The organism is Streptomyces sp. NRRL WC-3549, from assembly GCF_000721935.1.
In the GTDB taxonomy this organism is placed as follows: domain Bacteria; phylum Actinomycetota; class Actinomycetes; order Streptomycetales; family Streptomycetaceae; genus Streptomyces.
This window is the reverse complement of record NZ_KL585384.1, coordinates 3,260-28,109: the sequence shown is the minus strand read 5'-3', so window position 1 is coordinate 28,109 and position 24,850 is coordinate 3,260. Positions and strand designations below refer to the sequence as shown.

General features: G+C 73.1%; 19 protein-coding genes and 1 pseudogene. 9 read left to right on the top strand and 11 right to left on the bottom strand.

Annotated features, from left to right (window positions below):
* Both IH13_RS36600 and IH13_RS0103460 read right to left on the bottom strand, forming a co-directional pair.
* Positions 1-1,073: pseudogene (locus IH13_RS36600) on the bottom strand (ROK family protein); the annotation flags it as partial.
* Positions 1,074-1,250: 177 nt separating this feature from the next.
* Positions 1,251-2,201, bottom strand: coding sequence for a beta-ketoacyl-ACP synthase III (locus IH13_RS0103460; protein ID WP_031080931.1), 951 nt, complete (start codon positions 2,199-2,201; stop codon positions 1,251-1,253).
* Positions 2,202-2,496: 295 nt separating this feature from the next.
* Here IH13_RS0103460 and fdhD point away from each other — a divergent pair, with 295 nt between their 5' ends.
* Positions 2,497-3,345 (top strand): formate dehydrogenase accessory sulfurtransferase FdhD, encoded by an 849-nt coding sequence (gene fdhD, locus IH13_RS0103455; protein ID WP_031080930.1) that lies wholly within the window; start codon positions 2,497-2,499, stop codon positions 3,343-3,345.
* A gap of 40 nt (positions 3,346-3,385) precedes the next feature.
* Here the strand turns inward: fdhD and IH13_RS0103450 are convergent, their stop codons facing one another.
* Positions 3,386-4,447 carry a bile acid:sodium symporter family protein gene (locus IH13_RS0103450; protein WP_031080929.1) on the bottom strand — a complete coding sequence of 354 codons (1,062 nt, stop codon included), beginning with the start codon at positions 4,445-4,447 and terminating at the stop codon, positions 3,386-3,388.
* Positions 4,448-4,864: 417 nt separating this feature from the next.
* On the opposite strand from IH13_RS0103450, the gene IH13_RS0103445 reads away from it, so the two are divergent.
* Both IH13_RS0103445 and IH13_RS0103440 read left to right on the top strand, forming a co-directional pair.
* Positions 4,865-6,664, top strand: a complete 1,800-nt coding sequence (locus IH13_RS0103445; RefSeq protein ID WP_031080928.1) for an AMP-dependent synthetase/ligase — start codon at positions 4,865-4,867, stop codon at positions 6,662-6,664.
* A 152-nt stretch (positions 6,665-6,816) separates the two neighbouring features.
* Positions 6,817-7,653, top strand: a complete 837-nt coding sequence (locus IH13_RS0103440; RefSeq protein WP_031080927.1) for an aldo/keto reductase — start codon at positions 6,817-6,819, stop codon at positions 7,651-7,653.
* An 89-nt stretch (positions 7,654-7,742) separates the two neighbouring features.
* On the opposite strand, the gene IH13_RS0103435 is transcribed toward IH13_RS0103440, so the two are convergent.
* A complete protein-coding gene (locus IH13_RS0103435; protein WP_031080926.1) occupies positions 7,743-8,339 on the bottom strand; it encodes a TetR/AcrR family transcriptional regulator in 597 nt (198 codons plus the stop codon).
* A gap of 352 nt (positions 8,340-8,691) precedes the next feature.
* Here IH13_RS0103435 and IH13_RS0103430 point away from each other — a divergent pair, with 352 nt between their 5' ends.
* The gene (locus tag IH13_RS0103430) at positions 8,692-9,654 is read left to right on the top strand and encodes a LysR family transcriptional regulator (RefSeq protein WP_031080925.1); all 963 of its coding nucleotides are present in this window, start codon (positions 8,692-8,694) and stop codon (positions 9,652-9,654) included.
* 83 nt (positions 9,655-9,737) lie between these two features.
* Here IH13_RS0103430 and IH13_RS0103425 read toward each other — a convergent pair whose 3' ends face one another.
* On the bottom strand, positions 9,738-10,043 hold the full coding sequence (locus IH13_RS0103425) for a 4a-hydroxytetrahydrobiopterin dehydratase (RefSeq protein WP_031080924.1): 306 nt from the start codon (positions 10,041-10,043) through the stop codon (positions 9,738-9,740).
* A gap of 187 nt (positions 10,044-10,230) precedes the next feature.
* Between IH13_RS0103425 and IH13_RS0103420 the strand changes: the two genes are divergently transcribed.
* Positions 10,231-11,037: a helix-turn-helix domain-containing protein gene (locus IH13_RS0103420; RefSeq protein ID WP_031080923.1), complete on the top strand. Its 807-nt coding sequence runs from the start codon at positions 10,231-10,233 to the stop codon at positions 11,035-11,037.
* 5 nt (positions 11,038-11,042) lie between these two features.
* Here the strand turns inward: IH13_RS0103420 and IH13_RS0103415 are convergent, their stop codons facing one another.
* The 4 genes from IH13_RS0103415 to ligA form a co-directional block, all read right to left on the bottom strand.
* Positions 11,043-11,786 (bottom strand): YoaK family protein, encoded by a 744-nt coding sequence (locus IH13_RS0103415; protein ID WP_031080922.1) that lies wholly within the window; start codon positions 11,784-11,786, stop codon positions 11,043-11,045.
* A 166-nt stretch (positions 11,787-11,952) separates the two neighbouring features.
* A complete protein-coding gene (gene secD, locus IH13_RS0103410; protein ID WP_031080921.1) occupies positions 11,953-14,265 on the bottom strand; it encodes a protein translocase subunit SecD in 2,313 nt (770 codons plus the stop codon).
* 979 nt (positions 14,266-15,244) lie between these two features.
* Positions 15,245-16,108: a type IV pilus biogenesis protein PilM gene (locus IH13_RS0103395; RefSeq protein ID WP_031080919.1), complete on the bottom strand. Its 864-nt coding sequence runs from the start codon at positions 16,106-16,108 to the stop codon at positions 15,245-15,247.
* 228 nt (positions 16,109-16,336) lie between these two features.
* A complete protein-coding gene (gene ligA / locus IH13_RS0103390) occupies positions 16,337-18,469 on the bottom strand; it encodes an NAD-dependent DNA ligase LigA (protein WP_420713334.1) in 2,133 nt (710 codons plus the stop codon).
* Positions 18,470-18,706: 237 nt separating this feature from the next.
* On the opposite strand from ligA, the gene IH13_RS0103385 reads away from it, so the two are divergent.
* The 3 genes from IH13_RS0103385 (at position 18,707) to IH13_RS0103375 (ending at position 21,429) form a co-directional block, all read left to right on the top strand.
* Entirely contained in the window at positions 18,707-19,639 is a 933-nt protein-coding gene (locus IH13_RS0103385) for a DUF1996 domain-containing protein (protein WP_031080917.1), read from the top strand.
* An 87-nt stretch (positions 19,640-19,726) separates the two neighbouring features.
* A complete protein-coding gene (locus tag IH13_RS0103380) occupies positions 19,727-20,326 on the top strand; it encodes a DUF305 domain-containing protein (RefSeq protein WP_031080916.1) in 600 nt (199 codons plus the stop codon).
* Positions 20,327-20,376: 50 nt separating this feature from the next.
* Complete coding sequence (locus IH13_RS0103375; RefSeq protein WP_031080915.1) at positions 20,377-21,429, top strand: LacI family DNA-binding transcriptional regulator; 1,053 nt, start codon at positions 20,377-20,379, stop codon at positions 21,427-21,429.
* A gap of 9 nt (positions 21,430-21,438) precedes the next feature.
* Here IH13_RS0103375 and IH13_RS0103370 read toward each other — a convergent pair whose 3' ends face one another.
* Positions 21,439-23,571 carry a phage holin family protein gene (locus IH13_RS0103370; RefSeq protein ID WP_037840698.1) on the bottom strand — a complete coding sequence of 711 codons (2,133 nt, stop codon included), beginning with the start codon at positions 23,569-23,571 and terminating at the stop codon, positions 21,439-21,441.
* 122 nt (positions 23,572-23,693) lie between these two features.
* Positions 23,694-24,098: a hypothetical protein gene (locus tag IH13_RS0103365; protein WP_031080913.1), complete on the bottom strand. Its 405-nt coding sequence runs from the start codon at positions 24,096-24,098 to the stop codon at positions 23,694-23,696.
* 227 nt (positions 24,099-24,325) lie between these two features.
* Here IH13_RS0103365 and IH13_RS0103360 point away from each other — a divergent pair.
* Positions 24,326-24,850 (top strand): MBL fold metallo-hydrolase (locus IH13_RS0103360; protein ID WP_031080912.1); only part of this gene is annotated, 525 nt, incomplete at its 3' end.

Sequence of the window (24,850 nt, the reverse complement as noted above, 5' to 3'; positions counted from 1 at the left end):
CCGGTAGACCTGGGTGCGGACACTGGCCAGCAGGTTGTGGCCGAGCCCGGTGACCCCGCCGCCGATCACGACGAGGCCCGGGTTGAAGAAGCTGACGAGTCCCGCGATGACCTGGCCGACCCGGTTGCCGCCCTCGCGGATCAGGTTCAGCGAGGTCGGGTCTCCCGCCGCCGCGGCGGCGGCCACGTCGGCGGCGCTGGGCTTTCCGGGTTTCCGGCCGCCTCAAGCCGTGCGGCGAGTTCCGCCGACCGCCCGTCACGGGCCGCGTCCTCGGCGTCGCGGGCCAGGGCCGCGCCGCTGAAGTGGGCTTCCAGGCAGCCCCGGTTGCCGCAGGCGCAGGGACGCCCGTCGGGTTCCACCTGGATATGGCCGATGTCGCCGGCGCTGCCCGTCGTACCACGGTAGACCTCGCCGCCGACGACGATGCCGCAGCCGATGCCGGTACCGATCTTGACGCAGAGGAAGTCACCGGCGGTACGGGCGACGCCCGCGTGCTGCTCCCCCATGGCCATGAGGTTCACGTCGTTGTCGACCATGACGGGGCAGCCGAGTTCCTGACTGAGCGCCTCGCGGACGGGGAAGCCGTCCCAGCCCGGCATGATCGGCGGGGCGACCGGCACCCCCTCGGGGAAGCGCACCGGTCCCGGTACGCCGATGCCCGCGCCGTCGAACCCTTCGGCGAGCCCGGAGGCGCGGAGCTTGGCCGCCATGATCAGGACCTGATCGAAGACCGCGACCGGCCCCTCCCGCACGTCCATGGGGTGGTTGAGGTGACCGAGCACCTCCAGTTCGGCGTTGGTGACGGCGACGTCGACGGAGGTGGCCCCGATGTCGACGCCGAGGAACCGCAGTTGGGGGGCGAGCCGGATGTTGTGGGAGCGGCGCCCGCCACGGGACGCGGCGAGCCCGTCGGCCACGACGAGCCCGGTCTCCAGCAGCCGGTCGACCTCGACGGCGAGCTTGGAGCGCGAGAGGTCGATCCGGTCCCCCAGCTGAGCCCGGGAGTTGGGCCCGCCGTCGCGCAGCAGCCTCAGCAGCCGCGCCTGGTGCGTGTTCGCGGGTCGTGCCGTCATACGTCTCACGCGTCCCTCCCCGCCACGCGGCCGGTCCGTCGGGCTTTCGATGGGGAACGTAGCAGCGCTTCACCGGACTGGGAAGAAGTTGAGCAGGAATCCGCACCAACTTTCTCCACACTCAGGACAAAGGTCGGGCTGCACCCCCGCCGGGCGGCGTCGGGAGGTCTCGGCCGCTCAGGGGCAGCTGATCACCTGGCCCGCGTACGAGAGGTTGCCGCCGAAGCCGAAGAGCAGGACGGGGGCGCCGCTGACGACCTCACCCCGTTCCACCAGTTTGGACAGGGCCATCGGGATCGACGCGGCCGAGGTGTTGCCGGAGTCCACCACGTCCCGGGCCACCACCGCGTTGACGGCCCCGATCCTTCTGGCGACCGGTTCGATGATCCGCAGATTGGCCTGGTGCAGCACCACGGCGGCGAGGTCCTCCGGGGTGATCCCGGCGCGCGCGCAGACGGCGCGGGCGATCGGCGGCAGTTGCGTGGTGGCCCAGCGGTAGACGGCCTGGCCCTCCTGGGCGAACCGCGGGGGCGTGCCCTCGATCCGTACGGCGTTGCCCATCTCCGGTACCGAGCCCCACAGCACCGGGCCGATCCCGGGCCGGTCCCCGGAGGCCGGATCGGCGGTCACGACGGCGGCGCCCGCGCCGTCGCCCATCAGGACGCAGCTGGTGCGGTCGGTCCAGTCGACGATGTCGCCCATCTTGTCGGCGCCGATGACCAGCGCGCGGGTGGCGGCCCCGGCGCGGATGGTGTGGTCCGCGGTGGCGAGCGCGTGGGTGAAACCGGAGCAGACCACGTTGATGTCCATGACGGCCGGCGAGTCCATGCCGAGCCGGGCCGCGACCCGGGCCGACATGCTGGGCGAGCGGTCGATCGCGGTGGAGGTGGCGACGAGGACCAGGTCGATGTCGCCCGCCTGCATACCGGCCGCGGCCAGCGCCTTGGCCGCCGCGTGTGCCGCCATCTCGTCGACCGGCTCGTCCGGCCCGCCCAGGTGCCGGGTCCGGATGCCGACCCGGCTGGTGATCCACTCGTCACTGGTGTCCACCATGCCCGCCAGGTCGTGGTTGGTGAGCACCTTGGCGGGCTGGTAGTGGCCGAGCGCCACGACACGTGAGCCGGTCATGTACGGGGTCCCCTCGCTACGGATGGCAGGAATGCACCAGTCTTGGTTGCTACCGATCGGTACAGAGGCACGTAACCCGACAGGAATATCGTCCGCGGGTTGGAGCGTCCCGAACAGCGGCTCGAACATCTCCCCGAACGCCATCTCGAACGCCACCCCGAAGGCAGCACGGGGCGCCGCCACCCGCCCGGTCCACCGGCCGCCCCCTCGTCCACGGCTTCCGCGCGACTCGTGGCAGTCTCTGTACGAAGGGCTGTTCGGGCCGCCACGACGCACAGAATCGGGTTGATCGGCTATGGGACGGGTCACGGAGCGCCGGCGCATCATCCGCATCCGGGACGGGGTGGTCAGCACCCGCCCGGACACGCTCGTCGCCGAGGAACCCCTGGAGATCCGGCTGAACGGCAGGCCGCTCGCCATCACGATGCGCACTCCGGGCGACGACTTCGCCCTCGCGGCGGGCTTCCTGGTGAGCGAGGGCGTGATCGCCGAGGGCGGGGAGGTGCAGTCGATCGTGTACTGCGCCGGGGCCACGGCCGACGGCGTGAACACCTACAACGTGGTGGACGTGAAGCTGGCCCCGGGCGTCGCGGTCCCCGACATCACCCTGGAACGCAACGTCTACACCACCTCCTCCTGCGGCCTGTGCGGCAAGGCCAGCCTCGACGCCGTACGGACCACGACCCGGCATCCCGTCGCCGACACTCCCCCGGTCCGGGTGACGCCGGAGCTGCTGGCCGCCCTGCCCGACCGGCTCCGCGAGGCGCAGCGGGTGTTCGACCGGACCGGCGGGCTGCACGCGGCGGCCCTGTTCTCGGCGGAGGGGGAACTCGTCGACGTCCGGGAGGACGTGGGCCGCCACAACGCGGTGGACAAGCTCGTGGGCCGGGCCCTGACCGACGGTCGGCTGCCACTGTCCCGGTCGATCCTGCTGGTCTCGGGACGCGCCTCGTTCGAGCTGGCCCAGAAGGCGGTGATGGCCGGGATCCCGATGCTCGCGGCGGTCTCGGCGCCGTCGTCACTGGCCGTGGACCTGGCGGCCGAGACCGGGCTGACGCTGGTGGGGTTCCTGCGGGGCGCGTCGATGAACGTGTACACCGGTGACCACCGCATCGCGCTGGACACACCGGTGGGACGGAACTGAGGCAGCCCGGGACCGGGACCGGGTACCGCCGGAGCCCGGGTCAGGCCGGGGCCGAGTCCCGCCCGGACGGCGTCGCCGCGCCGCCCGGCGCAGGACGCGACGCCTCCCCGGCCGCCCCGTCCCCCGGCAGAGGGTCCAGGGACCGGCGCTTGGCGATCACCGCGCAGACCATCAGCTGCATCTGGTGGAAGAGCATCAGCGGCAGCACGGCGAGACTCGCCTGAGCACCGAACAGCACGCTCGCCATCGGCAGCCCGGCGGCCAGGCTCTTCTTCGATCCGGCGAACTGGATCGCCACCCGGTCCGGCCGCCCGAACCCGAGCCGCTTCGCCCCGTACCAGCTCAGCGCGAGCATCGCGGCGAGCAGCACGGCCTCCGCGGCGAGGAGTCCGCCGAGCCGGAGCGGGGTGACCTGGTGCCAGATTCCGGCGACCATGCCCTCGCTGAACGCGGTGTAGACGACGAGCAGGATCGAGCCCCGGTCCACGTATCCCAGGACCCTGCGGTGGCGGGTGAGGAAGCCGCCGACCCAGCGGCGCAGCAGCTGTCCGGCGAGGAACGGCACCAGCAGCTGGAGAACGATCTGGACCAGGGATTCCGCCGAGAAGCCGCCCGCGCTGCTGCCGAGCAGGACGGCGGCCAGGAGCGGGGTGAGCACGATCCCGGCGAGGCTGGAGAAGGACCCGGCGCAGATCGCGGCCGGCACGTTGCCGCGCGCGATCGAGGTGAAGGCGATCGAGGACTGGATGGTCGAGGGGACCAGGCACAGGAAGAGGAAGCCCTGCTGGAGCTGCGGGGTCAGCACATGGGGCACCAGTCCTCCGCTCGCCAGCCCGAGCAGCGGGAACACGACGAAGGTGCAGGCCAGGACGGTGAGGTGGAGACGCCAGTGCTTGAGCCCGTCGAGTGCCTCGGCGGTCGAGAGGCGTGCCCCGTAGAGGAAGAAGAGCAGGGCGACCGCCCCCGTCGAGGCTCCGCCGGCCACCTGGGCGCCCGTACCCGAGACGGGCAGCAGGACCGCGAGCACCACCGTGCCGATGATCGCCAGGATGTACGGGTCGACCGGCAGCCAGGACGGCGGCTTCAGGGTGAGGCGCTTCATGTGCTCCGTGCTCTCGGGGACGCTGTGGTTCCGGGTGGGCGCGGCCGTGCCCCGCGGGTGCGGTCGCGCCCGTCCATCCTGCTCCCGGTGATCGCCCGGGCGGAACCCGCCCCCGCCGCGACCCTCGTCACGGCCCGGCGGGCCGGGAGGGGCCCCGCAGCGGCCCTGGGCGCGGCCCCGGTCCGCGTAAGCGCGGGGTACAGATTCGGTGGAGATTCCCGCGCGAGCCACTTACCCGGCGGTCAGAAGCGCGCCCGAGCCTTGCCCATCTGGCCCGATTTCGACGGCTGACCAGTGCAGATGCCACCTTTTCCGGAGAGTTCGGGCCCTCCCCCGGGCCCGTTCGGTGGGGTAGCGTCGCGGCGCCGTGCGGAGCGCCACAAGGAGCAGTCATTGCGCGAGTTCACTGTCCCACCCCTGGCCGCCGCCCCTCAAGTAGGCGGTCTCGCCGACACCGTTTTCGACTTCGCCGAGGAGGATCCGCGACGGATCGCCCTCGCCCGCAAGGACGAGGACGGCCGGTGGCAGGACGTCACCGCCGCCGCCTTCCGTGACGAGGTGCTGGCCCTCGCCAAGGGGCTCATCGCTCACGGGGTCCGGTTCGGCGACCGGGTCGCCCTGATGTCCCGTACCCGCTACGAGTGGACGCTCTTCGACCTGGCGCTCTGGACCGTCGGCGCCCAGTCCGTGCCCGTCTATCCGACGTCGTCGGCCGAGCAGGTGCTGTGGATGCTGCACGACGCGGAGGTCACGGCGGTGATGGTCGAGCACGAGGACCACGCGATGACGGTCGGCTCGGTGATCGACAGGCTGCCGGGTCTGAAGCGGCTGTGGCAGCTGGACGCCGGCGCGCTGCGGGAGCTGGTGGAGGCGGGGGAACAGATCGACGACGAGGTGGTGCACCGCCACCGGCGCGCGGTGACCCCCGACTCGGTGGCGACCGTGATCTACACCTCCGGCACCACCGGCCGGCCCAAGGGCTGCGTGCTCACCCACGCCAATTTCATGTTCGAGGCCGACACCATGGTGGCCCGCTGGCATCCGGTCTTCCACTCCAGGCCGGGAGAGGAGGCCGCGACGCTGCTCTTCCTGCCGCTCGCCCACGTCTTCGGGCGGATGGTGGAGATCGCGGCGCTGCGCGGCCGGGTGAGGCTCGGGCACCAGCCGGAGCTGACGGCGAAGGTCCTGATGCCGGACCTGGTGTCGTTCCGGCCCACGTTCATCCTGGCGGTGCCGCACATCTTCGAGAAGGTCTTCGCCGGGGCGCGGCGCAAGGCGGAGTCGGAGGGCCGCGCCGGGCCGTTCGACAAGTCGGTCGAGATCGCGGTCAGGTACGCCGAGGCGCTGGAGGAGCGGGCCTTCGGCCGGGGCCCCGGCCCTTCCGCCGCACTGCGGATGCAGCACCAGTTCTTCGACAAGGTGGTCTACCGGAAGATCCGCGAGGCCATGGGCGGCCGGGTGCGGCACGCCATGTCGGGGGGCTCCGGCATGGACCGGCGTCTGGGTCTCTTCTTCGCCGGCGCGGGCGTCACGGTCTACGAGGGGTACGGCCTGACCGAGACGACCGCCGCGGCGACGGCCAACCCGCCCGAACGCACCCGTTACGGCACGGTCGGCCGGCCGATCCCCGGCTCCACCGTGCACATCGCGCGGGACGGCGAGGTGTGGGTGCACGGTGCCCATGTGTTCTCCCGGTACCTGGGCGACCCCGGGGCCACCGACGCGGTGCTGCGCGACGGCTGGCTGGCCACCGGCGACCTGGGCGCCCTGGACGAGGACGGGTACCTGACCATCACCGGCCGCAAGAAGGAGATCCTGGTGACGTCCGGCGGCAAGAGCGTGGCGCCCGGCCGCCTGGAGGAGCGGGTGCGGGCCCACCCGCTGGTCGCACAGTGCATCGTCGTCGGCAACGACCGGCCCTACGTCGCGGCGCTGGTGACCGTCGACCGGGAAGCGGTGGAACACTGGCTCGCCATGCAGGGCAGGACGCCGATGCGCCCCGCCGAGCTGGTGCGCGATCCCGACCTGGAGACGGAGGTCCGGCGGGCCGTGGTGGCCGCGAACACGACGGTCTCCCAGGCGGAGTCCATCCGTACGTTCAGGATCCTGGCGCACCAGTTCAGCGAGGAGCACGGTCTGCTGACCCCGTCGCTCAAGCTGAAGCGCAGGGCGATCGAGACGGCGTACGCGGCCGAGGTCGACGCCTTGTACCGCTGACCGACGTACGGCCGCCGTACACAGCGGCATTGACGCGGCGTCAGCGCTTCTGCCTCGGCCGTCCCGCCGGGTGTCCGTGTGCGGGGGAATGCTTCCGACCCGCCGTTCGTTGGCCTGTGAGAACCGACCGACGACGTAAGGATCGACTGCTCGTGAGCCAGGTCCCCTCCCTCACCCTGAACAACGGCATCCGGATGCCGCAGCTCGGTTTCGGTGTCTGGCAGGTGCCGGACGACGAGGCCACCAAGGCCGTGGCCGTCGCCCTGGAGTCCGGGTACCGGAGTATCGACACCGCCGCCATCTACGGCAACGAGACCGGTACCGGCAAGGCCATAGCCGCCTCCGGTGTGGCGCGCTCGGAGCTGTTCGTCACCACCAAGCTGTGGAACAGCGACCAGGGGTACGACTCGACGCTGCGCGCGTTCGACGCCTCCCTGGAGAAGCTGGGCCTCGACTACGTCGACCTGTACCTGATCCACTGGCCGGTCCCGGCCAAGGACGCCTACGTCGACACGTACAAGGCCTTCGAGCGGATCCTCGCCGACGGCCGCGCGAAGTCCATCGGCGTCTCGAACTTCTACCCGGCCCATCTGGAGCGGCTGATGGGCGAGACGTCCGTCGTGCCGGTGCTCAACCAGATCGAGCTGCACCCGCAGTTGCAGCAGTCCGAGGCCCGCGCCTTCCACGCGGAACACGGCATCGCCACCGAGGCCTGGTCGCCGCTCGGTTCCGGCAAGGGGCTGCTGGAGGTCCCGACCGTGGTCGCCGTCGCGCGCAAGCACGGCCGGTCCCCCGCCCAGGTGGTGCTCCGCTGGCACCTCCAGACCGGCAACGTGGTGATCCCGAAGTCCGTGACGCCGTCGCGCATCGCGGAGAACATCGACGTCTTCGGCTTCGAGCTGGACGCCGACGACCTGGCGGCCTTCGCGGCGCTCGACGAGGGCCGGCGCACCGGCGCCGACCCCGCCGAGTTCAACCTCGGCGCCTGACGCACAGGTGCGGCGCCCCCGTTGCGACGGGGGCACCGCCGTCGCCCCTCCGGGGGCCGGCCGCGTAAACCGTGCACCGGAGGCGGCGCTCAGGACGGCTGCGGTCGCCGCAGCCCGTCCAGGAGCAGCTCGACCAGCCTGCGGGGGTCGTAGCGCGGGTCGCTGTCGTGTCCGACGCAGAGGTTGCCGATGCCGCGCATCAGTTCGTAGGCCTGCACATCGGGCCTGGTCTCGCCGGCACGGGACGCCGCGTCGAGCAGTTCCCCGCAGACGGGGACCAGCCGGTCGAGGAAGTAGGCGTGCAGCGCGTCGAAGCCACCGCTGTCCGACTGCAGCGCGTTGGCGAGTCCGTGCTTCGTGACCAGGAAGTCGACGAAGAGCCCGGCCCACCGGCGGAGCGCCTCGAACGGGGAGCCGGTGGTGGCCAGCAGGCCGGGACCGGCCTCGGCGCAGGCCTCGACCTGGTGGCGGTAGACGGCGACGACGAGATCCGCCCGCGTCGGGAAGTGGCGGTAGATCGTCCCCATCCCGACCCCCGCCCTGGCGGCGATCTCACGGATCGGAGCGTCGACACCGGAGGCGACGAACACCTCGGCGGCGGCGGAGAGCAGCGTCTGCCGGTTGCGCTGGGCGTCGGCCCGCTTGCCGCGGGCGGGCACCTCGCCGGAGGGACGTGTGGCGGGCATCGCGTTCTCCTTCCGACGCCGACGGCCGTCGACGAACCGGAGCTCCGTACACCATTCGGAACTTCGCTCCGTTTTCAGGATACCCGACGGCGGGCGCTGCCGGCAGCCTTCCCGTCCGCACGCGTCCAGGACCTGGGCGCGTGGCCCGTCGAAGGGGAGATCAGGCCGCCGGGACGCCCGGTTCACCGCGGCGCGGGCGGCCCGGGCGAAGCGCGAGGTGACCGAGCCGGCGCCGACGGGGTCCGGGCCGAGGCCGAGCACGGCGACGACTGCACGACAGCCGTCCGGATCACGCCGCAGAACGGGTGCATTACGTATTGCCGGTGAGTGGCCTCCGACCTAACGTGCGCTCATGGAGCTGGAGTTGCGACATCTGCGCACGGTAAGGGCCATCGCCGACACCGGCAGTCTCACCAAGGCCGCCGCGGCTCTCGGGCTCGCCCAGCCGGCGCTCAGCGCCCAGTTGCGCCGGATCGAGAAGTCGCTCGGCGGGCCGCTCTTCGACCGTGACCACACGGGGGCGAGGCCCACCCCGCTCGGCGAACTGGTGCTGGAGCGGGCCCGGGTGGTGCTGCCCGCCGTGAGCGGACTGCAGGAGGAGGCGGTGCGGTTCGCCAACGCATCGGCCTCCGTGGAGCGGTTCCGGCTGGGGGGCACGCACGGGCCGCTGCTCGGCGGCCTGGTCGACCGGCTGGCCGCCGCGCACCCGAGGGCGCCGGTGACCACCCACACCTCGTGGTCGGTGGCGGAGATCGCCTCGATGCTGGTCGACGGGCGGCTGGACTTCGCGCTGATCGGCGCCTGCGGGGAGAGCCCCCCGCCCTTGGCCGACCGGCTCCACTGGCAGGTCATCGGCGTCGACCCCGTGTTCGTGATGCTCCCGGAGAACCACGCGCTCGCCGGGCTCCCGGAACTGGAGCTCTCCGCCCTGGCCGGCGAGTGCTGGGCCGACGTGCCCGGTGACGGCTGCTTCGCGGACTGCTTCATGACGGCCTGCGCCCGGGCCGGCTTCACCCCGGTGTCGGTGTACGAGACGGACACGGCGTCCGTCGTCCACCTGGTACAGGTGGGGCGGGCCATCGGGCTGTGCAGGGCCACGTTCCCGCCGGCGCCCGGTCTGGTGACCCGGCCCCTGGTGGGCTCGCCGCTGACGTGGCGTCACCTCCTGGGCCGGCACCCCGGCTCACCCGCCGCGAGGGCGGTGGCCGGTGCGGTGAGCGGGCACACCCGTTCGGCGTACGCGGAAGCGGTGCGGCGCAGTGAGAGCTATGCGGACTGGCTGTCCACCCACCCGCACTTCGGCCCGGCGCCCTGAGGCCTGGCCCCCGGGGCCGGCCGCCCGGCGTCCGGCACTCTCAGGGCACGGAGCGTCACGGTACGTCACGCCGCGGGGCGCGGTCACGTCGCGCCGTGCCCGGCGGCGATCTCCTCGATCCGTCCGGCCAGGGCGAAGTCCTTGGCGGTGACAGCACCACCGGCGTCATGGGAGTTCACCGTCACGCGCACGGTCCGGTAGCCGAGCGTGAGTTCGGAGTGATGGTCGAGCTCGTCCTGGATCTGCGCGATGTGGACGGTCAGCGCGGCCGCCGCGAAGTGGGAGGGGAGCGTGTAGGCCCGGGCGATCCGGTCCCCGTCCGGCTCCCAGCCGGGCAGATCACGCAGCCGGGCCTCGATGTCGTGCGCGGTAAGCGGTTGGGCGGGCATGCGCGGCGGCTCCTGGGGGGTGCGGTTGCGGGCGCCCGCGGCCGCGACTCACGGTCCGGGCTTCACGCACGGCATGCTAGCGCTCGTACGGCCACCCACGGTGACCGGACGCGCGGGCCGGAATCCCGCACCGCGGGAGCCCGTTGCCCCTGTGCCGTGAACGGCGGAACATCCACGGAGGAATCAGATGACGACTGTCGCACTCGACACGGGTGTGGGACCGCAACTGCGCGGCTGGCGGGAACGACGCCGGTTGAGCCAGCTGGAACTCGCGCTGCGGGCGGACTCCTCGGCCCGGCACATCTCGTTCGTGGAGACCGGCCGCGCCCGCCCCAGCGAGGAGATGGTGCTGCGCCTGGCCGAGCATCTCGACGTGCCCGTGCGGGAACGCAACGCGCTCCTGGTGATGGCCGGTTACGCGCCGCGGTTCACGGAGACACCGCTCGACGCCCCGGCGATGGCTGCCGTGCGTGAGGCGGTGGAGCATCTGCTCCGGGGCTACGAACCGTATCCGGCGCTGGTCGTGGACGCCACGTACACGGTGGTGGCCGCGAACCGGGGCATCCGGCTGCTGCTCGACGGTCTTCCGGAGCACCTGCTCACCCCGCCGCTGAACGCGATGCGCCTGACCCTGCACCCCGAGGGCCTCGCCGCGCGCATCCTCGACCTGCCGCAGTGGCGTGCCGATCTGCTGGCCCAGATGGAACGTCAGATCGGCCTGGTCCGCTCGCCCGGGCTGCGCGCCCTGTACGACGAGGTCGCGGCCTACCCCGCGCCCGAGCCCCCGCCGGGTGCGTACGGGGACACCGGCGGGAGCGTCCCGTCGCCGGCCCTGCCGCTCCGGATCACGCACGACGGCCGGGTGCTCTCGTTCATCTCGTCCATCGCCACGTTCAACACGCCGATGGACGTGACCGTGGCCGAGCTGGCCATCGAGACGTTCCTGCCGGCGGACCGCGAGACCGCCGCCCATCTGCGCGCGCTCATCCCGTGACGGGCTCATCCCGTGCCGAGCGGTTCGGTCCAGGGGGCTGCGCTGCGGAGCAGTGAGACGGCGCAGGCGGATGCGCCGGCCAGCAGGCCCACGGCGATCAGCAGCGGCAGGGTCGGGTGGCCGTTCAGGACGGCCAGCGCGCCGCAGCAGGCGCCGGTCAGCATCGCCGCCGCCGAGAGGAGCCGGCGCCCGGCCCGGCTGCCCGGCCCCCCTGCGATCCGGCTGTCGGCGGCCAGGCCCGTGAGGGTGAGCGTGAGCACGGTGGTCTTGAGGTCGGGCACCGCGAGCGCGCGGGCGGCGGCGTTCTGCACACCGAGGCCGACCCCGAGCACGGCGACGAGGGTGAAGCGCACGGCTCCGGTGTACGGCCCGCCCGAGACCGCGGTGACGACCACGGCCGCCGCGACGAACACCGTCTCGGCGAGCAGCGCGTACAGCAGTTGCCGGCCCCGGTGGACGTGGGCCACGTGCACGGCGAACCCGCCGGAGACGGCTCCGGCGACGAACGCGACGAGCGCCACCGCCGAGGCGAGCAGCGAGAAGCCGGGGGCTCCGGCGAGCGCGAACCCGCCGAAGACGACGTTGCCGGTCATGTTGGCGACGAAGACGTGGCCCAGCATGAGGTAGCTGAACGCGTCGACGAGCCCGGTGACCACGGTCAGGGCGAGCATCATCGGCGGCAGCGGCCCGTGCCGGCCGGTCATGTCCGGTACGAGGGTGGCCCAGGCCTCACGCAGGACGACGGGCATGCGCGGCACACTCCGATCACTGGATGTGCTCCGGATTGTGCCGCAGTCCGCCGACGGGTACGGCCGCACGCGCCGGGCGGGGCCCTTTTGCCCCTGCCCGGCGCGTGCGGCCGTACCGGCACGTAGGAACGGTCCGGCGCCTACGGCCGGCCCGGTCCGGCGCCCGCTACACGCGCGCCCCGTTGTCCAGCGGGTCCCGCTGCTTCTGCTGGGCCACCTTGCGCCCCGACGCCCGCTTGCGGGCCGGCGGCGGCGCCTTGCTGCTCTTCTCCAGGAGCAGGGCCCCCGGTACGGCGGTCATCACCGAGGAGTACGTGCCGACACAGATACCGATCAGCAGGGCGAGCGCGAAGTCCTCCAGCGAGTCCCCGCCGAGCACCACCAGCGCGGCCAGGATGAACAGGGCACCCATACCGGTGTTGACCGTGCGCGGGACCGTCTGCAGCACGGCACGGTTGGCGACCTCGTCGATCGGACTGCGCCGGCTGTTCGCCCACAGCTCGCGCACCCGGTCGAAGACCACCACCGAGTCGTTGACGGAGTAGCCGATGACGGTCAGCAGGGAGGCCAGGAAGATGCCGTCCACGGGACGGCCGAGCCAGGCGAAGACACCGACCAGGATGATGACGTCGTGCACCAGCGCCCCGACCGAGGCGACGGCGAACGTCCAGCGGAACCGGGCCGCCAGATAGGCGAGCTGGACGAAGACGGCGACGCCGAGGGCGATCAGGGCGTTGCGCCGCAGCTCGTCGCCGAGGCTGGGCCCGATCAGCTCGTCGCGCACCTTGGTGGTCTCACCGCCCTCCTCGGCCAGGGCGGCCCGCAGGGCGTTCTCCCCGTCGTTGTCGAGCTTCCCGGTGCGTACGGACAGGTCTCCGTCGCCTGCCGTGGTGACCTCCGCGTCGCCGAATCCGGCGGCGCTGATGGCGTCGCGGGCGGTCTCCACGTCGACGGGGCGACTGGTGGAGTACTCGACGAGCCGGCCGCCGGTGAACTCGACGCCGAGGTTGATGCCCCGCGTGAAGATACCGGCCAGGGCGACGGCGACCAGGACGGCGGAGATCGTCAGCCAGCGGCGCGGCGACCGGAACAGCCGCGGGTTGCGCTCGTTGAGCCGTGTATAAGAGACAGAGATGCCGTTGACGCCCCGGCGGCTGTTGACGAACCGGGACCCGGCCGCGATCTCGGTGAGTGCGCGGGCGATGACCAGCGCGGAGAACATCGAGGCGACGACACCGATGGCGAGCGTGACACCGAAGCCCTTCACCGGTCCGGAGCCGAGGAAGAAGAGGAGGCCGGCCGCGATCAGGGTCGTCACGTTGGAGTCGGCCACGGCGCTCCAGGCACCCTTGAAGCCGGCGGTGAGCGACGAGAACAGCGAGCGTTTCGGCCGGACCTCGTGTTCCTCGCGGGCCCGCTCGAAGACGAGGACGTTGGCGTCCACCGCCATCCCGATGGCGAGGACGAACCCGGCGAGCCCCGGCAGGGTCAGGGTGACCCCGAGGACGACGAGCGCGGCGTAGGAGATGACCCCGTACGCGGCGAGGGCGAGCGCGGCCAGGGCCCCGAAGAGCCGGTACATGACGATGATGAACAGTGCGGTGGCCGCGGCGCCGATGAGGGCCGCACGGGCGCTGGCGTCGATGGCGTCCGCGCCGAGCGTCGGTCCGACGATCCGCTGCTCGACGACCTCCACCGGCACGGGAAGCGATCCGCCCTTGATGAGGAGGGCGAGGTCGCGTGCCTCACCGGCGCTGAAGGAGCCCGTGATCTGGGTGGATCCGGACGGCAGGCCGACGTTGCAGCCGACCGACGGGGAGACCTGCGGCGAGGAGATGACCTTGCCGTCGAGGACGATGGCGACCCTGCGGCGCTGGTCCTGCACCGGGTTGCAGGCGGCCTCGCCGGTCAGCTCGGTCCACTTCTTGCCCGCGTCCTTCTGGAAGTCGAGCGAGACGCTCCACCCCGCCCCCGACTGGCCGTCGAAGTTCGCGGTGGCGTCCTTGACCCCGGCGCCGGAGAGCCGTACGGGACCGAGGGCGAGCAGATCGCCCTGTTCGTCGGGGAGCGTCAGCGTGTCCTTCTCCTCCCCCTTCTTCCCCTTCTCGCTCTCCTCCTGCTCGACGCCCGGGCCCTGGACGGGGTGGAAGCTCAGCTGGGCGGTCTTGCCGAGCACCTCGGCGGCCTGCCGGGGGTCCTGTACGTCCGGGAGCTCGACGATGATCCGGTCCTCGCCGGAGCGGGTCAGGGTCGGTTCGGAGACGCCGAGCGAGTCGATGCGCTGGCGCAGCACCTCCAGGGTGCGGTCGGTGCTGTCCCGGTCCGCCTTCGCGGTGTCCGAGTCCTTGGCCTGCAGCACCATACGGGTGCCGCCCTGAAGGTCGAGGCCGAGTCTGGGTGACATGGTCAGCGTGATGTACACGGAGACGAGCAGCACGGCCGCGGCCAGTACCGCTCGCACCGTGGTGGCGCGAGTCATGGGGAATCCTCCGAGGGGCGCCGGACCGCCCTCGCTCAGGGGAGGCGGTACGACGGGTCTGTGGAACAGGACCGGTGGACGGCCGGCTGACCGGCCGCCGCCCCGGGAGGACCCCGCACTCCGGGCAGCGCCGCCCCGGCCCGGCCGGGCACGCGGAGGACGGACCCGGCCGCCGCGCCCCCGAGGGCGTGCGGCACGGGCAGGGCGAACGGGCGCGGGGCGAGGGCGCCCGGGCCGGGCGGTGGCACGGGCTGCGGGACGTGGGACCGGTCCGCAGCGGCCCGCGGCCCGGGAGCGGACGTACCGGTCCACCACCCGGACGGGGCCGTCGCGGCCTCGGCCCACTCGCCGACGGAGCCGGAGCCGGCCGACAGCCGGGCGGAGTCGTCCTCGCCGACCGCGCCCCGGGGGCCGGGGGGAACGGCGGCGAGGGAGACGGGGACGGGGGGACCGGAGAGGTGGGGGCCGGGTGAGGGGTGACACGGGTCCGGGGACCCGCGCGTCTCCCGAGGGCCCGGCGCGGGTGCCGCGGACAGCCCCGTCCGGACCGGTGAGGCCGGTGCCGCGGCCCCCGCCGGCCGGGACGCCCAGGTCGGGCGGGAGGCGGCCCGCGCCGCCCCCACCGGCCCGGCCCCATGGGCGTGACCGGCCCCCGGGGCGGCCCGGGAAACCAGGACCGGGGCGTACGCGGCGGTCGCCTGCCCGGCGGCGGGCCAAGCCGGGCCCGAGGACGCCGGGGCGGTAGGGAGCGCCGAAGCGGAGGAAGGCGGGGCAGCGGTGAACGGGAACGAAGCCGCGAAGGGCTCCGGAGCGGTGAGGTCCCGCACGGCGGGTACGGCACCCGCGGCGGCCGGCGTGCCGCCGACCAGAGTGAGGACGGCCAGGAGCAGCGCGGCGAGGGCGTGCCTCACGCGTTGCGCCGGAGTGGCCGGCCCGCCCCGCGGGGGCGCGTGACCCCGGGGCGCCCCCGGGAGGGGGCTCACCTCGCTCGGCCCGGAAGGACGGCCACCGTGTCCGTACCGGCGTCGCGCAGAACGGAGTCGAGGATGAGACCGGCACCCCGGACCACCGCGGTCGACGGGTCGCCCGCGAGACGTATCGGCGCACCGAGGCGCAGGGAGATCCGGTGGGTGACGTCGGCGTGCAGCGCACCGCCGCCGGTGAGCACGGGGCCCCGGCGCAGCGCACCGCGCACCGCTCCGTGCCTGTCCTGACGCCACATGGACATGATCATATCCAGTACGCTCCCGGCAAGCTGGGCCGGCATCGCCCCGGCCTCCTGGCCGCCCAGGTCACGGAGACCGGTCTCGGCCTGGCGGGCGTCGACGATGCGCCCGTCGACGAGCAGGGTGACCTCGGTCAGCTCGGCCCCCATGTCGACCACCAGCAGCGGGCCGCCGTCCGGCCCTCCCGCGCAGGCCGCGACGGCCCTGGCGCTGCTGAGGACGACGCCCGAGGAGCCGAGGGCCGCCAGCAGGCCCTTCGCCTGGCTCCGGTGCTCGGCACCGGCCAGCACCGGGTGGCTGAGGACGATCACGCTTCCGTGCCGGTCGGTTCCCAGGGCCGTGTCGGCGAGGCCGGCGAGCAGCCGCCCGCACGACTCCGGATCGACGATACGGCCGCGGCGGACCGGCCGGCCGGGGCCGTCGTCCCACACGGCGCAGGCGACGAGCCCGCGTCCGGGGACCCAGGCACGGGCCCCGGAACTGCCCAGATCGATGGCGAGTCCCCGGGCGGGGCCGGGATGCCGGGCGGCGCCGATGCGGTGGAGGCCGCCGTCGAGCCCGCTGTCCCGTCGGTGTACGGAACGGCCGTGCGGCCGTCCGTCGCGCACAGAACGCATCGCCCCTCACCCCTGGCTCGACACCGCAGCCGTTCACCACTCCGCGACCCGCTGATAGCGAGGCATGACCGAGCCCTCACTATGCAATATCGGGCATAAGAACGCCACTCCCTCGACAATTCCAAGGCACCGCTTTGTCATGCATGTCACCGGTCCGACCAGAGGAGCCAGGGAGCCGGAGCGGCCGGAGCCGCCGGAGCCGCCGGAGTCGCCGGAGTCGCCGGAGGATCAGCGCAAGAACGAACCGATCATCTCCGCGAACTCGTCCGGCGTGACGATCCTGACCCCCAGCCCCTCCGCCTTGGCCCGCTTGGACCCGACCTTCTCCCCCGCCACCAGCAGGCTCGTGCGCGTGGAGACGCTCGACGAGGACTTCCCGCCGGCCCGCTCGATCAGTTCGTTCATCTCGTTGCGCGAGAGCTTCTCCAGGGCGCCGGTCATCGCCCCGGTGACCACCACGGTCATGGCGTCGAGCGGCAGCACGGCACCACCGGCCCCGCTCGCCCCGCCGTCCTCCCGTATCGCGCCCTCTCTCCCGCCCTCGGCGCCGGCGGTCTCCTCCCCGGCCCCGGGCTCCGGGGGCGGCGTGGCGCCGGGCTCCGTCATGGTGACTCCGGCCGCGACCAGCTTCGCGATCAACGGGGCCAGCTCCACCAGCTCCGTGACGACCCCGGCCGCCTTCTCCTTGCCTATGCCGTCGACCCGCTGGAGCTCCTCCACGTCGGCGGCGACGATCCTGTCCATCGTCGCGAAGTGCCGGGCGATCCGGCGGGACATCGAGCGCCCCGTGCCCCGGACGCCGAGCGCGCAGAAGACACGGGACAACGGACGGCTGCGCGCGGTCTCGATGGCTGCCAGCAGATTGTCGGTGGAGGTCTCGCCCATCCGCTCCAGGCCGAGCAGCTGCTCCCGCTCCAGTGTGAAGAGGTCGGCGAAGTCCCTGACGAGGCCCGCGTCGACGAGCTGGACGACCCGGGTGGCGCCGAGCCCCTCGATGTCGAGCTGGTCACGGCCCGCGGCGTACGAGACGGACGCCACCAGACGGCAGTCGCGGCCCCGGACGCAGCGCCAGCGCTGCTCCCCGGTGTCGATCTCGGAACCGCACTGCGGGCAGGTCTGCGGGAACTCGATCGGCTTCTCCTCCCCCGTGCGCAGATGGGCGACGGGCGCCTCGATGCGGGGGATGATGTCGCCCGCCTTGTAGACCGTCACCTGGTCGCCGAGGCGCAGATCGCGGCGGGTGATGTCGGCCGGGTTGTGCAGTGTGGCGTAGCCGACGGTGGATCCGTCGATCTCCACGGGCTCCAGCACCGCGCGCGGCGCGATGATGCCGGTCCTGCCGACGTTCCACTCGACGCCGAGCAGCCGGGTGACCTTCTCGACGGCCGGGAGCTTGTAGGCGATGGCCCAGCGCGGCGCCCGTGTGCCGGTGCCGGCGTCGCGCTGGTCGGCGGCCAGATCGGCCTTGATCACGATGCCGTCGATCCCGAACGGCAGGGCGGCGCGCCGCCCTGCGATGTCCTGGACGCCGGTCTGCACCTCCTCCACCGTCCCCGCCGTACGCGGCGCCACCGCCGTGTCCGCCGCGGTGTGCACGCCGAGCTCCGCGACGCGCCGGAGGACCTCGCTGTGCGGGAGTCCGGCCAGGGTGTCCGTCAGGGCGCCGGAGCCGGGCAGCGCCAGGGCGCCGTAGGCGAAGAAGGTCATCCCGACGCGATAGGGGCGGTCCTTGGCCCGCAGGGTGCCCGCCGCACCGTTGCGCGGGTTGGCGAACGGGGCGGCGCCGTGTGCCGTACGCGCCGCGTTGGCCGCCTCGAACTGCTCGTCCGTCATGAGGATTTCACCGCGCACCTCAAGGGTGGCGGGCGCGTCCAGCCGCTCGGGCAGCCCGAGCACCGTGCCGATGGCGTGCGAGACGTCCTCACCGGCCGTGCCGTCGCCCCGGGTGATCAGCCGGTCGAGCCGCCCCTCCTCGTAACGGGCGGCGACGGCGAGGCCGTCGAGCTTCGGCTCCACGCTCCAGGCGGCGACGGGCCTGCCGATCCGCCGCTCCACGGAGGCGGCCCAGGCGACGAACTGCTCGGCGGAGAACACGTTGTCCAGGGAGAGCATGGGCACCGTGTGCGGGACGTCGCCGGTCGCCGTGCCGCCCGCGACCTTCCCCGTCGGCGAGGCGGCCAGCACCTCGCGCGGGTGCAGCTCCTCGTATGCGGCTATGCCCCGCGCCAGGCGGTCGTACGCGTCGTCGTCGAGCGCGCTCTCGCCCGTGGCGTAGTACGCGGCGGCGGCCTGAGTCGCCTCTTCGACCGCGGCGGCGTACGAAGAGGCGTCGGCGAGCACAACAGCTGAGTTCGTCGTCATGGCCATCATCCTGCCGCCCACCACTGACAACGCCCTCCGGCCGACATCCGGTCCGCGCCCGAGAGAGCGCTCCCCCGCATGACGGCACATCAGCTCCGCCTGAGTCCGGCCGGCGGGCACAGCGCTGCGCGACGCATTGACATGTCTGCGCCACGCTTCTACGTTCTGCCGAGAGAGCGCTCTCTCGTCCCCGGTCGGGGACGAACCGGAACCCCACTTCCCTCAGACAGGAGTGCCGTGCTCTTCCGAAACCGACGCACGACCGAGACCCGCGGCCGCAGGACCCTGCCGCCGTGGCGCTACAGAATCGCGGGGATCGCCGCCGCGGCCCTCGCCCTCTCCTTCCTCCAGGCGAACGTCGGCAGCGCCGCCCCCGACCCGACGGCCGACACCCCGAAGGCCGCGGCGGACGTGGTGCGCGTCGCCGAGTTCCTCGCGGAATGCCCGTACGACCACCGGGGCCCCAACGACCCGATCGTCTTCCCCGGCCTGCCCGGGGCCTCGCACATGCACAGCTTCTTCGGCAACGACTCCACGGACGCCCACTCCGACCTGGCGTCCCTGGAGAGGGGCGGCACCACCTGTTCGCCCGTCACCGACCTCTCCTCCTACTGGGTTCCGACCCTGTACGACGGTGACAAGGAGGTCGAACCCACCGGCACCACCTTCTACTACCTGGGAGAAGGCGTCCGGGACGACGTCATCCGGACGATCCAGCCGCTCCCGCGCGGTCTGCGGATCGTCGCGGGCAACGCCGTGGCGACCGGGCCGGACGACAACACGATCTCCCGCTGGTCGTGTCTGCACCACGGCGAGGTCAACCCGTCCCACGACTTCGTCAACTGCCCCGCCGGGTCCATGCTGGAGTCCTATCTGGACTTCCCCCAGTGCTGGAACGGCAGGGACCTGGACTCGGCCGACCACAAGAGCCACATGGCCTACCCGGTCGGCGGGGCCTGCCCCTCGACCCACCCCGTCGCCGTACCCAAGCTGCGCCAGGTGCTGCGTTACCCGGTGAACGGCGACCCGGTCCGCTTCCGGCTGGCATCGGGCCCCGGCTACACCATGCACGGCGACTTCTTCAACGTGTGGCCCGAGGCCGAAATGGCGCAGCGGGTGCGCGACTGCATCAACGCCATCATCAAGTGCGGTGCCGACGGCAAGCCCTGACGCCCCATCCGCACCCGCGCACGCACATCCGAACGGTGTCCGCCCGGGGCCTGGAGCCCCGGACGGACGCCCCACCCGAGGACACCGATGAACGCCGTCCGTCACACCGCAGCGTCGCTCCTGTTCGGTCTGGCCCTGCTCACCGGTACGACCGCGTGCTCCACCGGCCCGGCCGCCGGGCCCGGCACCACCGCACCGCCCGGGCCGGCGGCCACCCCCGCCCCCGGCCCTTCGTCCGACCCGACCGACGCCGCCTGGGTCCAGCTGATGATCCCCATGGACGAGGGCGCCGTGGCCCTCCTGGATCTCGCGGCCGAGAAGGCCACCGACCCGCGCCTGCGGTCCTACTCGGCCCGTCTGCGGACCGCGCAGGAGACCGAACTGACCGCTCTGCGCGGTCTGCGGGAGCGCATGGGGCTCCCGGACACCGATGTGCACGAGGGGCACGAGATGCCGGGCATGGTGACCGCCACCGATCTGGAACGGGCCGACGCCACCGGGGGTGCCGCGTTCGACCGCCTGCTCGCGACGGAGCTCCGCGACCATCTCCGGCAGTCCGCGCAGGTCTCGCGTTCCGAGACCACGGCAGGCGGTTCGGCCGAGGCGAAGGAGCGGGCGACGGCCCTCGTCGCCGCGCGTGAGGAGCAGTTGACCGGGCTGGAGGCGGTGGGGCACGTACCCGGCTGACGCGCCGCAACCCTTCGCACACCCGTCCGACCAGCCGGTATAAAGACTGCATGACTGCCGACGTTCCGCCGCCCGTACGCCCCACCACCCTGGAGGACGTGGCAGCCGTCGCGGGTGTCTCCCGGGCCACGGTGTCACGGGTGATCAACGGGGCCACCACGGTGGACCCGGCTCTCAGACGGGTCGTCGAGGAGGCGGTGGCCACCACGGGGTACGTACCGAACCGGGCGGCGCGTTCGCTGGTGACCCGGCGGACCGACTCCATCGCCGTGGTGGTGTCCGAGCGCGAACGGCGCCCGGTCTCCGAGCCGTTCATCGGCCGGATGTTCTCCGACCCGTACTTCGGCCGTGTGGTGGGCGGCCTGCTGGAGGTGCTGCGTCCGGCCGGTATCCAGCTGGTGCTGATGCTGGCCGACGACGAGGGTTCGCGGGGCCAGTTGCTGTCCTACCTCCGCCAGGGCCACGTCGACGGCGTGGTGCTGATCTCCACCCACGCCGAGGACCCGCTGCCCGGTCTCGTCCACGACACCCGGCTGCCCGCCGTCCTGGCCGGCCGGCCCCTGCGTCCGTCCCCGCTGACCTACGTCGAGGCCGATCAGCGTGCCGGCGCCCAGCTGGCCGCCGACCACCTGGCGTCCCTGGGGCGGCGGTGCTTCGGCACGGTGGCCGGGCCGCAGGACATGCCGGCCGGACAGGCGCGGCTCACCGCGTTCCTGGACGCGCTGGCCCGGCACGGCATCGAGGACGTGGCCGTCGCCGAGGGCGACTTCACCCACGCCGGAGGGGCCTTTGCGATGCGCCGGCTGCTGGCACGGCGCCCGGACCTGGACGCGGTGTTCATCGCCTCGGACCTCATGGCGCTGGGCTCCCTGCCCGTCCTGCTACGGGCCGGCAAGGAGGTGCCCTCGGATGTGGCGGTGGTGGGCTTCGACGACAGCAGCGCGGCGGTGGCCTGCGATCCGCCGCTCACCACCGTCCGGGAGCCGGTAGAGGAGATGGCGGCGGAGATGGCCCGGCTCCTCCTCCAGCAGATCGGCAGGCCCGGCGGCCCGGTGCCCTCGGCGGTCTTCCATCCGACGCTGATGAAGCGCGCGTCCACCTGACGCCCGGCCTCAGCCTCGCGTGCCCGGGGCGGAACCGTCGGCGCCCGGCACCGCGTCACCGCCGGCCGCTGGGCCACCGTCCGGCCGCTGAACCGGCTCCCCGGTGGATCCCTGCCGTGACAGCGGTATCTGGGGGCCGGAGAGCTCGCTGATCCAGTACGCCAGGACCCGGTGGACCGCCTCCGCGCCCACTATCGCGGTGACCGGCTCCCCGCCCGGGGCCACCAGCGCGTCCACCGGGTCGGAGAGCGTGCGCGGCCAGAGCAGGAACGGCCGGGACTGCTCGCCGCCCAGCCCGCCGTGCGAGCCGATCTGCTCCTCGAAGGCGTGGACGCTCCCCGTCTCCGGGTCGTACATCGAGTTGACCATCACATCGGCGACGTGCGGGAAGGAGTCGGTACGCCGCACCGCCTCCGCCGCCCCCACCCCGTATCCGGCGAGCGGTCCCTGCCCGTCCGCCAGCTCCGCCAGCGGCACCTCGGCCCCGCCGCGCCCGAGCACCACCGAGCCGTGCTCCTCGCTCCGCACGAGCAGGAAGCCGACCCCGGGGTGGTTGGCGAGCGTGCCGAGCAGCGCCGGGTGGCGGCGGTCGATCTCCTCGCGCGAGGCCCGTCCCCCGATGTCCGGAAAGGACAGCAGTCCGAGATTGCCCGAGGCGAGCACGACGGGGTCGGAGAGGGCCGCGGGGTGTTCCGCCTCCTGTTCACCGACCGGCCGATGCAGAGCGATGCGCACCGCGTCCCGCGCCTCGGAGGCGCTGCGGGTGCGCTGGGCGCGGCGCGGCACGGGCAGTCCGCAGCCCGCCCGCACGAGGTCCTTGAGCGTGAGGCCGTACTTCCCGGCGAAGGTCTCGCCGGGGCTCTGGCCGTGGTCGGAGAGCAGCACGATCCGGTAGGTGCGCGGGGCGTGCTCGGCGGCCCGCTCGATCAGGCCGAGGGAGCGGTCGAGACGTTTCAGGACCTTCTCGGCGTCCCTGCTGCGCGGTCCCGAGTGGTGGGCGACCTCGTCGTACGCGACCAGGTCGGCGTAGACGGTGGTGCGCCCGGCGAACAGGTCTCCGATGACGGCGGCGACGACGACGTCCCGCTCGACCACCGTCGCGAACGCCCGGATGAAGGGATACAGCCCGCCCCGTTTGACGCGCGGCGTCTCCTTGCGTATCCGTGCCCGGGTGGACTGCCCGATCTCGCGGGCCACCTCGGCGGTGAAGGACAGGGCGGTGCGGACGGCGTTGGCCGGGTCCGAGAAGTACGCGAAGTATCCGGCGCGGGAGCGGCGTCCCTTGCCGCGTCTGGCGGCCATGGACAGGACGAGGGCGAGCTGGCCGGCGCCCCCGCTGAAGAGGTTGCCGCGGCTCGCCCCGTCGACGGAGAGCAGGCCGCCGTCGTGGGTGCGGGCGATGGCCCTGCGCTGCATCTCCAGGGCGCTGGCCGGCCTGCTGGAGACCATGACGGTGCCGGTCTCCTTCTCGTACCAGCGGAACGCGGGCACGTCGAAGTTGCTTCCGTGCAGGATGGCGAGCTGGCTGGCACCGGTCTGGCTCGACCAGTCGGTGGCCCACGGGACGAGCCCGTGGCCCGCCTCGTCCGCGATCCGGGCGGCCACGGTCGGCATCAGCCCGGCCTCGGCCGCCTGCCGGAGGACGTCGTGGCCGACGCCGTCGAGCTGCACGAACACGATGCCGGGCGGGCCGCCGCGCCCGTCGGACGCACGGCTGCGCCGTCGGCGGCGGACGGCGAGCCGGGAGAGTCTGCGCCAGTGGGCGTCGTCGTCACGCACGGCGAGTGCGGTGGAGACGGCGGAGGCGACGGCCGACATCACGGCGGCGACGACGACCGCGGTCTCGGGGTTGGCGACGCCCCGGCCGTCCGGGATGAGCCGCAGGGCTACCCACAGCAGCGAGCCGTTGAGGAAGAAGACCAGGGCGCCCAGCACCAGGGCCGGCACGATGAGCAGCGCCCGGACGAGCACGGGCCACACCAGGGCGGAGAGCAGCCCGAAGGCGCCCGCGCCCCAGGCCGCGGTGAACGCGGTCCTGGTGATGCTGTCGCCGTCGTCCAACTGGAGCTGGAAGTCGGGGAGGATCCCGGCGAGCACGAGCATGGTCAGGGTGGAGACCGCCCAGACCGCGATCACGCGCATCAGGGCCTTCCCCGCCGTACGCCATCGCCCGCTGTCCACGCCGTTCCACCTCACGTCCGGGCCCTGTACCGTCAAGGGCCCGCGACCAGCTTTTCACAGCCGATCCGTGGCCCGGCCGGGGGTCAGCAGCCGTCGTACCCGGCGGTAGGCATGGAGAGCCTGCGGTGCACGCGCGCCTTGCCGCCGGACGTGTACACGGGCTCCTCCAGGCCCGCGAACTCCAGGCGGACGCCGCGCCGCTCGCACTCCGCGGCGAAGTCCCGCGCCGGGTCGACGGCCTTCGCGAGCACCCGGTCGTTGGGGGCGACGAACAGCTCGACGTGCCCGTCCTCGACGTCCGACCACAGGGCGTGATGGTCCGGGCGCATGCCGTAGAGCCGCAGCTGCCGGGTGACGACGTATCCGTGGTCGGCGGCCCATCGGGCGCACATGGCCTGCTGGCCGCGGGTGTCGACGAGGAAGGGGTCGCCGTCGAGCTCCTCGAGTGGTGTGAGACTGGCGATGGCCGCCACCCGTACGTCGCCGATGACGTCCCCCCTGGGCCGGATCCGCACCTCCCCTGCGCGGTGGTGCTGCGTTCGATCTTACCCCGGGCATTGCGCTCCGTAGCCGCTCGAACGCATGCGGCAGTGGGCGCGAAGGAGCGCACCGGCGCAAAGGGGCGCACCCGCGTGGAGAGTCGGCCGACCGCCTACGCTCGTACCGGTGCACCCGGCCGGGTGCGCGTGGGACGGCTGAGCGAGGAGGAGGCACGGTGGAGGTCACCTGGTGGGGTCATGCCACGTGCACGATCGAGGACTCGGGTGTCCGCCTGCTCACCGATCCGCTCTTCGCCCGGCGCTTCGCGCACCTGCGCCGCCGACGTGGTGACGTGCCGCCGCCCGAGGCCGCCGTCGCCGACGCCGTGCTCATCTCCCACCTGCACTCCGACCATCTGCACCTGCCCTCGCTGGCCCGCCTGGCCCCCGGCAGCCTGCTGGTCGTGCCCCGGGGCGCGGTCGCGGCCGTACCGGGCCTGCGCGCGCTGCGCGGGGCGCGCGGGCTGCGCGTCACGGAGGTCGTGCCGGGCGACGAGGTGCGGGTCGGGGAGGTGCTGGTCCGCGCCGTACCGGCCCTGCACGACGGCCGCCGGCTGCCGGTCGGCCCGCACCGGGCGCCGGCCCTGGGGTACGTCGTGGAGGGCGAGGCGCGGACGTACTTCGCCGGGGACACCGGGCTGTTCGACGCCATGGCGCAGGCGGTGGGCCCGGTGGACGTGGCGCTCCTGCCGGTCGGCGGC